Source organism: Marinobacter similis (genome assembly GCF_000830985.1).
GTDB classification, from domain to species: Bacteria; Pseudomonadota; Gammaproteobacteria; order Pseudomonadales; family Oleiphilaceae; genus Marinobacter; species Marinobacter similis.
In genome coordinates, this window is the sequence record NZ_CP007151.1 from 3074733 (window position 1) to 3087525 (window position 12793).

Here is a 12793-nt window from a genome sequence, read left to right on the forward strand (position 1 = left end):
CGAAGTGTTTACGGATGGAAAAAAGTACGAAGGCGAATACATTGAAGGCAAGTTTCACGGCCAGGGACTGCTGCTGAACCCGAACGGCAGCTCCATCGAGGCCACCTTCCGGCACGGCAAGCCCTACGGACAGGTTCGACTGACAACCGCTGCCGGTGAGATTTTCACCGCCCGCACCACAGAGCCCGGTGTCTGTTATCGGGACAAGAGTTACCGGGCCACGCAATGCCCGAGACTGGATGGCTGGTAACAAGCCCGACAACACACGCGTTTGCAGTAAATGATTGAGGTAGTGAGATGGCGATCAAAAACGCTCTGCTGGTGGACGACTCCAAGGTAGCCCGATTTGCCTTGAGCAAGCTGCTGGAAAGTCGTGACATGGAAGTGAACATGGCAGGCTCGGCCGAAGAAGCACTGGATTTTCTGAACAACGACAACCGGCCTGACGTCATCTTCATGGATCACCTGATGCCGGGCATGAACGGTGTCGAGGCGATCAAGGCCATCAAGGCCAACCCGGATACCGCCACTATCCCGATCATCATGTGCACCTCGAAGAAGTCTTCCAGCTTTATGGAAGAGGCGAAGAACTTTGGGGTTTACAACATCCTGACCAAACCACCGCACACCGACGGCCTGTACCTGGTGCTGGATCAGCTGGATCGCGACGTCACCGAAGGCACCCTGCCCGAGCCTCCAGAGCCCGGCAGCACCGTCGTCTTCGACATCGAAGACGACGAACTCCTGAACATTCCGGGCGACGCCTCGGTGGAGATGTCGATGAAGGCCGAGGATGACTCACCCGCCCCGGTCAATGACGCCTCAAGCGTGGTTCCGCTGACCAGCGACCTGATTGAACAGATTTCCCGCTCCGCGGTTAAAACCCACATCAACAATCGCCTACACGAACTGCTCAGCTCGCTGTTTGATGAACAGTTTGACCACCTGAAACGTGCGCTGGACGAATCCCGCAGCAAACAGGAAAAGACCCTGGAAGAACGGCTGGACAAGATGACCAGCCTGATCGAGGAGCGCACCAAGCACCTTCGCGACGAGGTGGCGGCGGAAGTGAATCTCAACCTGGCCCGGGAACTGGCGGACCTGAAGAAATCGCTGCAGCGCAATTCCGGGTTCACGTCTGAGCACATGGCGGAACTGAAAGACCACATCACCAGCGTGCAGACCATCGACACCGAGTTCTGGCAAACCCTGCAATCCGAGGCCATTCAGCAGGCCCACGAAATTTCCCGGGAACCGCCGAGGACATCGCCCAGCGCACCATCGACCTGTTCGTGGCCCAGCAGCGCTCAGCCTCGTCCCGGGTCTACACCATCGGCCTGGCGATCAGCCTGAGCATTTTCAGCGTTGGGATTGCCTGGTTGTCCGGCCTGTTTGGCTGAGCCGCTGCCGAACCCTCTGCCAATCCTCCGGGGTGTCCACGTCGTCGTCGACCCCCGGAATATCCACCCTGGTTGCCCGCGCGCTGGCCAATAGCTGGCCCGCACCTTTATCCCCTTCAAGCGCCATCACCTCGGGCCACAGCCACCTGCAGATAAGCCGGCACTCCGGGCCAGCCATCATAATCAGCAGCCACTGGCTGATGCGGGACAAACCGCGCCGCCTTGCCAAAGGCCTGCAAGGACGCCTCATCCAACAGCGGCTGATCGGCCACCAGAACAAACACCCCTTTCACCTTCGGCCCCATACTGGCCAGCCCGGTGGCCAGCGACGCCGACAGCCCTTCCTGCCAATCCGGCACCTGCAACCACGCCGAGGGCTGCGCACTCGCACGGAAGCGAATCAGGGGGTACCAGGCACCGCACATCACCCGCACATCCCGACTCAGAATCCGGCCGTTGTGAATGGCCTGATCCAGCAAGGTTTTGCCACTGCCGGGCATGGACAGCAGCGCCTTGGGTCGGCCCAGGCGGGACGATGCGCCCGCAGCCAGAATAAGTGCCGGAAATTCCTGATCGTTCGGGGAAGCGGAGAGGTTTATGATAAGGACTCCAAAAGCAGAACGCATGAAGCCTGGTCCAACGCCAGACTGCCGATTTCGATGATTTTTGCTAGAATTCGGCCATCAATCAACCATACCCACCCGGACGCTTAATGAACCACCTCTTTGTAGACAAGCTGACCGTCATTGATTTCGCCTACCTAGATCCCACAAGGGGCCTGGTTGGTGAGAGCTGGATTGCGGATGTCGTCTTGGGAGGCGAGCTCGACGACCAGGGCATGGTGTTCGATTTCAGCAACGTGAAGCGAACCATCAAGCGCGTTATTGACGAGCGGGTGGACCACCGGTTGGTGATTCCGCGCGGCTACGAAGGCTTGAGCTGGGACGAGAACGAGCCAGATACTTTTCAGTGGGCCCTCACCGACGGCAGTGAAATCATTCACCGCTCTCCGGACGAAGCCGTGGTCTGGCTGTCCTCGGAGCGCGTGGTGCCGTCTGCGGTCGCCCGCCTGTTGGAGCACGAACTGCAAGCGGTGCTGCCTGCTAACGTCACCTCCATTGAGATCAATCTGCGTGAAGAGGTGATCGAGGGCGCTTACTACCATTACGTCCACGGCCTGAAGAAGCATCTGGGTAACTGCCAGCGCATTGCCCACGGCCACCGCTCACCCATCCGCATTGATCGCAATGGCTACCGGGATTACGAGCTGGAGCGCAAATGGGCATCACGCTGGCGCGACATCTATGTCGGCTCTGAGGAAGACGTGGTGCGTCGTCACGTTGGCGAGGACGGCGTTCGCTACGTTACCTTCGAGTACGAGCCAACCAGGGCGAGTTTACGCTGGTCATGCCGGAAGAGCGGGTCTACATGCTGGATACCGACACCACCGTAGAGCTGATTGCTGCTCACATCGCCGACAAGCTCAAAGTGGAGTACCCCACAGATACTATTCGGGTGAAGGCGTTTGAAGGGGTTGGCAAGGGCGCCATCGCCTCCCGGTAAAGCCGAAGCGCCTGCCCTTACTGGGCCCTCAGCACATCGAGGGTCCCGCCGGCACTTTCTTACGGACACAAAAAACCGCCCGAAGGCGGTTTTTTGTGGCTTTCCGGTGGACTAAACCGTCAAGCCGTATTGGCGTCCCCTAGGGGGTTCGAACCCCTGTTGCCGCCGTGAAAGGGCGGAGTCCTAGGCCACTAGACGAAGGGGACTAGAAATTGGTGGAGCCAGGCGGGATCGAACCGCCGACCTCAACACTGCCAGTGTTGCGCTCTCCCAGCTGAGCTATGGCCCCTCAACGGATGCGTATATTAAGGATCCGCCCCTGGGCCGTCAACCGCAAAAACCCACTTTTTTTCAGTTTTCTGAACATCCCTGTTCGCGTCGTTTATTTATTCACCAAAGCGGTTATTAAGCACCCAGCGCGGCGTACTCTTTCTCCACTTTCTTGGTTTCTTTCTTGGAAAAACCACCCAGTACTTCCAGGGCATGGCGCAAACGCGACCGGGTCATGTCCGGACCAAGCAATGCCATGGAGTCCATTACCGACCAGGAATTGGGTGTACCGGCTACCGCCACAAAGATGGAGAACATGAAATCGCCCATCTTGATGTCCATGGCCTTGGCCATCGCTTTCACGTCGGCAAAAATGTTTTCCTTGCTCCAGTGGCGCTGAGCCTCAAGCTTCCACAAGGTGAACTGCAGTACGCGTTTGATCTGCGCCTCGTCCAGCTTGTTATGGGCGAAATCTTCCGGCTTCAGGTTCAGCATGCCCGAGAACATGAACTGGGCCATGGGCGCCACATCAGAGAACACCTCTGCCCTGCCCTTGATGTGCGGCACCAGGTCAGTCAGCGCATCCTCGTTGAACCACCACTGACGCATACGCGCCATAAACTGCTCGTCGGTCAGCTCATCACGCAGCCACTGGCCATTGAGCCAGCGCAGCTTTTCCACGTCGAATACCGGGCCACCGAGGGATACACGCTGGATGTCGAAGTTCTCGATCATCTCGTCCAGGGTGAACTTTTCCCGCTCGTCGGGCATCGACCAGCCCATGCGGCCCAGGTAGTTGGTCACTGCTTCCGGCAGGAAGCCCATGCGCTCATAGAAATTGATGCTGGTGGGGTTCTTGCGCTTCGACAGCTTGCTCTTGTCCGGGTTACGCAGCAACGGCAGGTGACACAGCTCGGGCATGTCCCAACCGAAGTACTGGTACAGCAGCTTGTGCTTGGGCGCGGAGTTAATCCACTCCTCACCGCGCAACACGTGGGTGATGCCCATTTTATAGTCATCAACCACGTTGGCCAGGTGGTAGGTAGGCATACCGTCGGATTTTAACAGGATCTGGCAATCTACTTGGCCCAGTCGATCTCGATGGTGCCACGGAGCATGTCCTGGATTTCGCAGACGCCTCATCGGGCACCTTCATACGAATCACGTAGGACTCACCGGCATCCAGCCGTCGCTTCACTTCTTCATCAGACAGCTCAAGGTTGCCCTTGATACCCGGATTCTGCCCCTTGGCCTTGCGTTCTTCACGAATGGCTTCCAGCTCTTCGGGAGTACGGAAGCAATAGAAGGCATGACCGGCCGTGACCAGATCCTCGGCGTACTGCTTGTACGAATCCCTGCGCTCCGACTGACGGTAAGGGCCATGGGGACCACCCACATCGGGGCCCTCGTCCCAGTTCAAGCCAAGCCAGCGCAGCGCCTGCAGGATGTCGCGCTCAGATTCCGCTGTGCTGCGGGCCTGATCGGTGTCTTCGATACGCAGAATGAACTGGCCGCCGTGTTGGCGGGCAAAGCACAGGTTGAACAAGGCCACGTAGGCGGTACCAACGTGCGGGTCTCCGGTGGGGGATGGAGCAATTCGGGTACGTACTGTCATGAAACCTTCCTGAAAAATCGGTGGCCGTTGAATAAACCCGACATTATACCGGCCCTCTAACGGTTTCGCATGGGCGTGGAAGCTTATCCGTGGGCGCGGTAGGTATAAAACACCAGGAATTTTTGCGCTGACCCCACCCTTTTCGTTATATTATAACGTTTCATAACCAGCCAATCAGGAACCCACCTGCCATGCCCATGCTCAAACCGGCACGCTCTCTGGCCGCCGCCCTCTGCGTAATCGCCGCTCCCGCACTTGCGGAAACCAACGTTGTCACCTCGCTCAAGCCCCTGACACTGCTGGCCCAGGGCATCGCGACCGCCGACACCACCATCACGACTCTAGTGCCGCCTGGCTCAAGCCCGCACAACTACAACATGAAGCCATCCCAGCGCCGCGCCCTGGACGATGCCGATGTAATCTTCTGGGTAGGCCCGGACATGGAAACCTTCTTGAGCCGACTACTGACCGGCGCCGATTTCCGGCAGCGCACCGTCAGCCTGGCGCTGGATGAGCCGGCGATGGCGGAATCAGAGCATGCGGACGACCATGACGAACACGGCCATGACGAGCCTGCAGAACATGAAGGCCACGGTCACCACGATCACGGCGAAGGTGAAGACCCGCACATCTGGCTGGACCCGGCATTGGCCGAGGACATGGTCGAGAAGATGCATAAGACGCTGGCCCAACAGCCAAATGCAGACACCGCCGCCCTGGCCCGGAATCTGAAGCAGTTCAAAACCCGACTGGCCGCAACCGAGGCCGAGATTCGGGCCAAGCTGGAGCCGGCCCACGACATCAGCCTGTTTGCCTACCACGACGCCTTTGTCCGGTTCGCCGAACATTACGGCCTGAATCTGGAGGGTGTTCTGACCCTGAATCCGGAACTGACGCCCGGCGCCCGCCACATCGCAAAGATTCAGGACCAGCTGGGCCAGGGCCATCACCCTTGCCTGCTAACCGAGCCACAGTTCAATCCGGGAATCTGGGAGGTGATTACTGAAGATCTGGATGTCACCTTCAGTACCTGGGACCCGCTTGCCACCGATGTGGAAGCAGGCCCGGAAGGCTATTTCGAATTTCAGCACAGCGTTGCTGATGCGGTACTGAAATGCCTACCAGAGCAGGCTAAGCATTAACGGAATAGAGGCAATGGCCAGCAAGGTCTGGCCACTGATAATGCCGGCCATCAACGGCGCGTCGCCACCGAGCTGACGCGCCAGGATGTACGCAGACGTGGCGGTGGGCAGCGCCGCCAGCAGAACCACCACCTGCACCAGCACGCCATCCAAACCCAGCAGCAGAGCCAGCCCCGCCGCCATCAGCGGAAACGCCAACAGCTTCAGCACCGTCGACACCAGGAACGGCATGGAAGCGCCCCGCAGCGCCTTCAGCTGCAAGCCAGCCCCCACACACATCAGGCCCATGGGCAGCGCCAGGTCACTCAACGGCTTGAGGATAGCGGCAAACAGCGGGTGGAAGCCGATTTCGAAGAAACTCCAGACCACCCCGATCACCGAGCCGACAATCAGCGGGTTGGTGGCAATGGCCTTCAGCACTGGCTTCACCCGCACCGGTTCATGACTGGCCACCAGCGAAAACATCAGAATGCACAGCAGGTTCAGCAGCGGCACCATAATGGCCACGGCTATGGCCGTAAGTGAAAGCCCCTCATCGCCCAGCAGCATGCCCCCGGCCGCCAGCCCGACATAGGAATTGAACCGGATAGCGCCCTGAAACACCGACGAAAACACCGGCCCGGACCAGCGCCAGATTCGCTGCGCCACAACAAGCACCAGTGTCATGGCCACCAGCATGGCAACGATCAGCAGTGCGATGTCGCCGTAGGCTGATGCCGGCAGGCGAGCCTGCCCAAGCTTGAACACCAGCATGGCCGGGAACAGCACGTAATAGGTGAAGCGCTCGGCCTGAGGCCAGAAATCGCCACCGGGAAAATTCCAGCGCCGGAACACATGCCCCAACATAATCAACACAAACACCGGAACCAGCGCCTGAACCATCACCGGCATAGAACCACACTCCAGTTGCAACGCGAATAGCCCGGCAGCGCCCCGGCTAAAGTAAATAGGAAGCTAGGGAGGATAGCAGACGGAATCAGGTTCGTCCTGCCTGAAGCCGCTGGCCTGCGAACCATAGAAAACGTACAAACACAATACATGAAAAAGAATTTGCGGTATTCTTAGGGGAGAATGTAAGAGAAAAACTGCGGATTGTTAGTTGGCTCTTGAGTTCTGTGCTATGGGTAAATCAGAGTTAAAGCTTTGCAGACTTATCTATTACAGCAGCGCTTCATCGCATCTGCAGGACAGCGATGTCGACGCCATCCTTGACGAGGCGGTAACGCGAAACGGAAGATGCGGTATCACGGGTTTACTGGCCTATGATGCGTTCCATTTTATGCAGATCCTGGAAGGCGAAGACGAGGCCGTGAACAACCTCTACCTCTGCATCGCCGCAGACCCCCGCCATTACGATGTTCGGCTTATCATTTACCAACAAATCGAGGAGCGTCGCTTTAGCGAGTGGTCGATGGCCCTGGCGAAACTGCCGGATGTACCTGGCCGGTACATCGACAATCTCTACGGGGGGTTCAAACCCCAGCTCTTCTCGCCTGACGACGCCCTGAAATACTTCGACATGCTCCGGCACTATCTGCAGCGGGCGGCCTGATACCGCGCGTCTATCTCACGCGCTGGGGCCCAGCCCCTTATTCCACAGAAGGCAGGTTGCCACCCAGCATGTTCTCCACCACGGCTGCATTGTAGAAGGTCTCTACTTTCTGGATCTTGTCATCCCGGACCACAAACCACACCGCAAGCCGCACATCCCCGATCGGCTCGAAGTTGGTCCTGAAATCCAGAATCGCGAACACATGCTCGCCGTCAGCACTGAGCTGGCGCACGATCAGATCCTTTTGAATGGCGGCCATCCCGAACTGGTAATACAGCATGTCATCGGGACTGAGGAAACGCATGTTCGGCCCCACATACTCAAACCCGTCCGGATCCAGCAAGGCCTTGGCCTCGTCGAATCGCTGGGCTCGGGTATCGTCGATGAACTGCGCCACAATATCCTTAGGCTGCATGTAAAACTCCGTTTGGATGCTGGCAAGGGCCTGTTATGCGTGAATATGGAATAAAGTCTACTCCCACTGCTCCTCGATACCAAAAAAACAGGCCGCAACAAACGGACGCTTTAACGACCTGTTTCGCCCAATCGTAAAAACTTGTGTTTTCTGTACATGAATTGACCGCACCGCTCTCGGGTTTCGCTATACTCCGCTTGGCCTTAACCTGAAAACCGGTTCATTCTTTGATGAAAACATTCTTCGCACAGCTCCTCACCCTGATTTTGCTCGCGGCACTCGCCAGCAGCACTCTCGCAGCCACCTCCAGCATTCGCTTGTCGGAATTAGCAGACGGCCAAGCCTCGCTGGGGCCGCGACTCGCCTTTCTTGAGGACCCCAGCCAGGAGCTGACGCTCACCGATATCACCGCCCGTCAGGCCCAGGATTGGCAGCCAAGCGAAGCCCAGGTCCCGAATTTTGGCTTCAGCCAGAGCAGCTTCTGGTTCCGCATCGAAATCATCAACGACAGCACTACCCCAGCCAGTCACCTGATTGAAGTGGGCAACCCGGCCCTGGATTATCTGGATCTTTATGTGGTGGCCAACGGCCAGATTGAGGACAAGGTTTTCACTGGCGACCAGCTTCCGCTGTCCACGCGCCCAATAAAGCACCGCAACGTGCTGCTGCCACTGAATATCCCCCAGGACGAGTCACGCACTCTATACCTGCGGGCTACAAGCGAGGGCGCCGTGCAACTGCCGTTGGACCTGTGGAAGGCGCAGAGCTTCTACGAACAAGACCAGTACAGCCTGGCGGTGCAGATCCTGTTTGCCGGCATCATGCTGGCGCTGGCGGCCTACAACCTCTTTGTTTGGCTGGTGGTGCGGGAGGCCAGCTATGCCTGGTACGTGCTGAACGTGGTCTCCATCACCATCGTGCAACTGGCCCTGCACGGAGTCACTTTCCAGTTCATATGGCCAGAACTGCCCAGCCTGAACAACCTGATACTGGCCGCGGCCATCACCTCCAACGTTGGCTTCGTGCTGTTGTTCACCTACAGCTTCCTGAACCTGCACAAACAGGGCCGCTTCCTGCGCTGGTTTACCCTGGGAGGAGCGGGTGCCGCGTTCTTACTCTGTGCCTTCTCCATGGTGGTCAGTTATGGCATGGCCATGCGCATGGCGGCTCTGATGATCATGGTGGTAGCACCGGCCGCACTGGCGATCGGCATTTACCTCTGGGCCAAGGGCGACGTATTGGCCCGCCTGTATACCCTGGCCTGGAGCGTGCTGTTGCTGGGCCACGCCGTGCTGGTGCTCAACAAAATGGGCGTGCTGCCGCGCAACGTGCTGTTCGAATACGCCCCGCAATTCGGCGCCGCCCTGGAAGTACTGCTGTTCTCCTTTGCCCTGGCCTACCGGATCAACCTGGAGCGCCAGCGGCGCTATGAGGCGCAGAGCAACGCCCTGGTTTCGGAACGGCTCGCCCGCTCAGCCAAGGAGCAGGCCCTGCAGGTGCAGAAAGAAGCCAATGAGCATCTGGAAGTCCGGGTAGCCGAGCGTACCCAGGCACTGAAAAGCGCCAATAAACGCCTGGAGGAAATGACCGCCATCGACGGCCTGACCCAGGTGAAAAACCGCGCCTTCTTTGACCGCCAGCTCGCCGACGAATGGCGCCGCAACGCCCGGGAACGCCACGACATGTCCCTACTGTTGCTAGACGTGGACCATTTCAAGAAAGTGAACGATACCTACGGCCACTTGGCCGGCGATGCCTGCCTCAAGCACATGGCCCAGCTATGCCGGGAGTGCCTGAACCGGCCAGGGGATTTCGTGGCCCGCTACGGCGGCGAGGAATTTGCCATCCTGCTGTGCCATACCGACCTGAAAGGCGCCGGCATTGTGGCTGAGCGCATGCGCGAGAAAGTGGAATCCACACCGCTGAACTGGGAGGGCAAAACCATCACCCTCACCGTGAGCATCGGCGTGTCCGCCATCCTCCCTAAAGCGCATGAGGACATGACCCGGCTCATCCGGTGTGCAGATGACGCGCTCTATGCCGCCAAACACGCCGGCCGCAACCAAACCAAGGCCTCCAACGGCAGTCTTGAGGTGTTTTCGGTTTAAAGGCCGAAGCCGTGACCGAAAAGCCCTGATCGACAAGCCCTGAACAAAAAGGAGCGGACCAGATAACCCGGACCGCTCCCCTCGTTTTCGCCAACCTCAGCGACTACCCGCTATTCCTTGGGCATCACCATCTGGAAGTAAGCAGTTTTTGGCGTCACCCCCGGTTCCAGCGCAGCCGGGGCTGGTGCGCCGGCCACCGGCAAGGACCGGATGTAAGCGTAAAGCGCCCGAACATCTGGCTCTTCCATTTCATTCAATACCCACCAGGGCATGGGCGGTCTCGCTTCATGGTTTTCAGCACAGACACCCACTCATCCTCGCTCATCTCGCTGGCAAACAGCCGCAGGTTGCTGGCGTAGGTGGTACCCCAGGGGCTTGCCAGCCCAGGGTATCGCCCATGAGCACTGGCTTTCAGGCACCGTGCCCTCGCTGGGCATGTAACCGGCAGTATGGCAATCGTTGCAGCCGGACATCTTGACCAGGTAACGGCCCCGATCAATCTCGGCCTGATCGCTGCTGGCGCTGTCAGCCAGCGCGGTGGTGGGGGTGGTGGGAAGGGTGGCGCACAAAAACAACGTTGCTGCCAATAACAGGGAACCTTTCATAGGAACCTCCACTATCAGAACGGAACATCGTTAAAGAGAATCGAGCGACACACTCAAAAGTGCGCGCCGACACGCCTTCAAGAGTGGATGAACGGGTTCTTAGCGCCTGGAGAGGCCCCGGAACGGGCCTCCTCGCTGGGGATCAAGCCTTTCTGTCCCTGGCTGGAAGGTAACTCTCAAATTATCACCACGGCCGTGGTTCGACAATAGCCTGAGAGCACCTTCCCCAGGTGTTTATTCCACCGTAATGGTGATCTTTTCAGACATCACCGGATCGCTGTGCGGCACGTGGGCGTAGTTGCCCAACAACAGCTGCAGGGTGTGCTCGCCCGGTGCCAGCATGATCTCGGTTTCCGTCTGGCCACCACCGAAATGCTTGACCTGATCGGAGGCCGGCAACGGCTTGCTCAAATCCGACGGCACGTCGGTATCGATCAACAGATGGTGATGCCCGGTACCCTCTTTATCCATACCGGCCGGTGCCACCCCCATATTACGCAGGCCAAACACCACCTTCACGGGGCTTTGCACGGTATCGCCGTCGCTAGGCTGCACAAAATACACTTCTGCATTGGCGGGGGCCGCCGACATATGGCTATCGGCCAGCGCGCCTACCGGTGCGAGCAATACCGCCGAGAATAAAGTAGCTGCAATCCTGTTCATGTTACGTCCTCCCTTTCATTGGTCTGATGTCAGTCTAGTAGACGTTCGCAACCTCAGCATTCTGTGATGCTGACCGCGAGCCCGCCCAGGGAGGTTTCCTTGTATTTATGGGACATTTCCAGCCCGGTTTGGCGCATCGCCTCGATACAGTTATCCAGCGGCATGAAGTGCTTACCGTCACCGCGCAGCGCCAGCGAGGCGGCCGAATAAGCCTTGATGGCACCAAAGCCATTACGCTCGATACAGGGTACCTGCACCAGCCCCTTCACCGGATCGCAGGTCATGCCCAGATGATGTTCCAGCGCAATCTCGGCGGCATTCTCCACCTGCCGGGCGGTGCCACCACGCACTTCACACAAACCGGCAGCGGCCATGGCAGCGGCTGAGCCGACCTCGCCCTGGCAACCCACCTCGGCACCGGAAATGGAACTGCGCTGTTTGATCAGGCCACCAATGGCACTGGCCGTTAGCAGGAAGTCGTGCACCTGCTCCCGCGTGCCCTGCTCGTGGGTGACAAAGTAATACAGCACCGCCGGAATCACCCCGGCCGCGCCGTTGGTGGGCGCCGTCACAACCATATTGCCAGCGGCATTTTCCTCGTTCACGGCCATGGCGTAGGCGCACAGCCAGTCATTGATGTTCGCCGCTTTCGGCTTGTTCTTGATGCCTTGGTACAGACCCCTGGCCCGCCGGGGAATCTCCAGCCCACCCGGCAGCATGCCGTCTGCCGCCAGGCCACTCTCGATGCAGGTCCGCATGGCACGCCAGATGTTATCCAGGCCTTCAACCAGCGTGCTCTCATCCCCATGCTCAAGCTCGTTCACCCACTTCATCCGTGCGATGGAAAGCTGGTGCTCATCCGCGAGCACCAGCAAGGCGTTGGCCGAATCAAAGGGATAGGTAGAGGAATCGATTTCTGCGAATTTCAGCGGCGCCTGCAGCTGGTCAATTTCAGCCAGGGTATTGATGAAGCCGCCACCGATGGAGAAATAGGTTTCGGTGAACAGCAGCTTGCCCTCACCGTTCATCAGCTCAAACACCATGCCATTGGTGTGCTGTGGCAGTGGCTTTCCGGTATCGAAAACAATATCGCGGAATGGGATGAATTGAGCGGTGCGATTCTGGTCCAGCTCGACACAATCGCTTTGCCAAAGCTGAGTTACCAGCGCCTGTACGTCGGTATCAACCAGACTCACCGGCAGGTAGCCGTGCAAACCCAGGGCAACCGCCCGATCGGTGGAATGGCCTTTGCCAGTAAAGGCCAAAGAGCCTTTGAGGGTGCATCGGATGGTGGCGCCTTCCAAACTTGCCGCATCCAACGCCTGCTCTCTAATCCGGCCAACGAAATCGTGGGCGGCAACCATCGGCCCAACGGTATGGGAACTCGACGGCCCGACCCCTATTTTGAACAGATCCAACACACTGATGAACATGGCAGCCTTACAGTCGCGGAGTGTAAG

Annotated in this window: 11 protein-coding genes, 2 tRNA genes and 3 pseudogenes; 6 read left to right on the forward strand and 10 right to left on the reverse strand. The window is 58.5% G+C overall.

What is annotated here, in order from left to right; translation table 11 throughout:
- Positions 1-4: 4 nt before the first annotated feature.
- Positions 5-250, forward strand: coding sequence for a hypothetical protein (locus tag AU14_RS21965; protein WP_236744101.1), 246 nt, complete (start codon positions 5-7; stop codon positions 248-250).
- Between the two features lie 47 nt (positions 251-297).
- Positions 298-1400 (forward strand): annotated as a pseudogene (locus AU14_RS14245) (response regulator).
- 116 nt (positions 1401-1516) lie between these two features.
- Here the strand turns inward: AU14_RS14245 and AU14_RS14250 are convergent.
- On the reverse strand, positions 1517-2026 hold the full coding sequence (locus tag AU14_RS14250; RefSeq protein WP_236744103.1) for an NTP transferase domain-containing protein: 510 nt from the start codon (positions 2024-2026) through the stop codon (positions 1517-1519).
- Between the two features lie 86 nt (positions 2027-2112).
- Here AU14_RS14250 and AU14_RS14255 point away from each other — a divergent pair.
- A pseudogene (locus AU14_RS14255) lies at positions 2113-2963 on the forward strand (6-carboxytetrahydropterin synthase).
- A gap of 130 nt (positions 2964-3093) precedes the next feature.
- Here the strand turns inward: AU14_RS14255 and AU14_RS14260 are convergent.
- The 3 genes and pseudogenes from AU14_RS14260 to gltX form a co-directional block, all read right to left on the reverse strand.
- Positions 3094-3169 (reverse strand) — tRNA-Glu (locus AU14_RS14260).
- 7 nt (positions 3170-3176) lie between these two features.
- A tRNA-Ala gene (locus AU14_RS14265) sits at positions 3177-3252 on the reverse strand.
- A 116-nt stretch (positions 3253-3368) separates the two neighbouring features.
- Positions 3369-4848 (reverse strand): annotated as a pseudogene (gltX, locus tag AU14_RS22970) (glutamate--tRNA ligase).
- 191 nt (positions 4849-5039) lie between these two features.
- Between gltX and AU14_RS14275 the strand changes: the two are divergent.
- Entirely contained in the window at positions 5040-5990 is a 951-nt protein-coding gene (locus AU14_RS14275) for a zinc ABC transporter substrate-binding protein (protein ID WP_041341832.1), read from the forward strand.
- On the opposite strand, the gene AU14_RS14280 is transcribed toward AU14_RS14275, so the two are convergent.
- Positions 5967-6881 (reverse strand): AEC family transporter, encoded by a 915-nt coding sequence (locus AU14_RS14280; RefSeq protein WP_041341834.1) that lies wholly within the window; start codon positions 6879-6881, stop codon positions 5967-5969. The genes AU14_RS14275 and AU14_RS14280 overlap by 24 nt on opposite strands.
- Before the next feature lie 208 nt (positions 6882-7089).
- On the opposite strand from AU14_RS14280, the gene AU14_RS14285 reads away from it, so the two are divergent.
- Positions 7090-7542 (forward strand): BLUF domain-containing protein, encoded by a 453-nt coding sequence (locus AU14_RS14285; protein ID WP_236744104.1) that lies wholly within the window; start codon positions 7090-7092, stop codon positions 7540-7542.
- Positions 7543-7579: 37 nt separating this feature from the next.
- Here AU14_RS14285 and AU14_RS14290 read toward each other — a convergent pair whose 3' ends face one another.
- On the reverse strand, positions 7580-7957 hold the full coding sequence (locus AU14_RS14290) for a nuclear transport factor 2 family protein (RefSeq protein WP_041341839.1): 378 nt from the start codon (positions 7955-7957) through the stop codon (positions 7580-7582).
- Between the two features lie 230 nt (positions 7958-8187).
- Here AU14_RS14290 and AU14_RS14295 point away from each other — a divergent pair, with 230 nt between their 5' ends.
- Positions 8188-10065 (forward strand): sensor domain-containing diguanylate cyclase, encoded by a 1878-nt coding sequence (locus tag AU14_RS14295; protein ID WP_052472063.1) that lies wholly within the window; start codon positions 8188-8190, stop codon positions 10063-10065.
- Between the two features lie 110 nt (positions 10066-10175).
- On the opposite strand, the gene AU14_RS19530 is transcribed toward AU14_RS14295, so the two are convergent.
- From AU14_RS19530 to AU14_RS14310, 4 genes are all read right to left on the reverse strand, one after another.
- The gene (locus tag AU14_RS19530) at positions 10176-10337 is read right to left on the reverse strand and encodes a hypothetical protein (protein ID WP_158498324.1); all 162 of its coding nucleotides are present in this window, start codon (positions 10335-10337) and stop codon (positions 10176-10178) included.
- Between the two features lie 39 nt (positions 10338-10376).
- Complete coding sequence (locus AU14_RS14300) at positions 10377-10670, reverse strand: hypothetical protein (RefSeq protein WP_052472064.1); 294 nt, start codon at positions 10668-10670, stop codon at positions 10377-10379.
- 234 nt (positions 10671-10904) lie between these two features.
- The gene (locus tag AU14_RS14305; protein WP_041341842.1) at positions 10905-11333 is read right to left on the reverse strand and encodes a DUF4399 domain-containing protein; all 429 of its coding nucleotides are present in this window, start codon (positions 11331-11333) and stop codon (positions 10905-10907) included.
- Positions 11334-11386: 53 nt separating this feature from the next.
- Positions 11387-12766 carry an L-serine ammonia-lyase gene (locus AU14_RS14310; RefSeq protein WP_041341844.1) on the reverse strand — a complete coding sequence of 460 codons (1380 nt, stop codon included), beginning with the start codon at positions 12764-12766 and terminating at the stop codon, positions 11387-11389.
- Positions 12767-12793: the final 27 nt, after the last annotated feature.

Bases quoted from the DNA above. Each gene is read 5' to 3' on its own strand.
- AU14_RS14250 (WP_236744103.1), bottom strand. From the start codon at position 2,026: ATGCGTTCTGCTTTTGGAGTCCTTATCATAAACCTCTCCGCTTCCCCG.
- AU14_RS14275 (WP_041341832.1), top strand. From the start codon at position 5,040: ATGCCCATGCTCAAACCGGCACGCTCTCTGGCCGCCGCCCTCTGCGTA.
- AU14_RS14280 (WP_041341834.1), bottom strand. From the start codon at position 6,881: ATGCCGGTGATGGTTCAGGCGCTGGTTCCGGTGTTTGTGTTGATTATG.
- AU14_RS14290 (WP_041341839.1), bottom strand. From the start codon at position 7,957: ATGCAGCCTAAGGATATTGTGGCGCAGTTCATCGACGATACCCGAGCC.
- AU14_RS14295 (WP_052472063.1), top strand. From the start codon at position 8,188: ATGAAAACATTCTTCGCACAGCTCCTCACCCTGATTTTGCTCGCGGCA.
- AU14_RS19530 (WP_158498324.1), bottom strand. From the start codon at position 10,337: ATGCCCTGGTGGGTATTGAATGAAATGGAAGAGCCAGATGTTCGGGCG.
- AU14_RS14300 (WP_052472064.1), bottom strand. From the start codon at position 10,670: ATGAAAGGTTCCCTGTTATTGGCAGCAACGTTGTTTTTGTGCGCCACC.
- AU14_RS14305 (WP_041341842.1), bottom strand. From the start codon at position 11,333: ATGAACAGGATTGCAGCTACTTTATTCTCGGCGGTATTGCTCGCACCG.
- AU14_RS14310 (WP_041341844.1), bottom strand. From the start codon at position 12,766: ATGTTCATCAGTGTGTTGGATCTGTTCAAAATAGGGGTCGGGCCGTCG.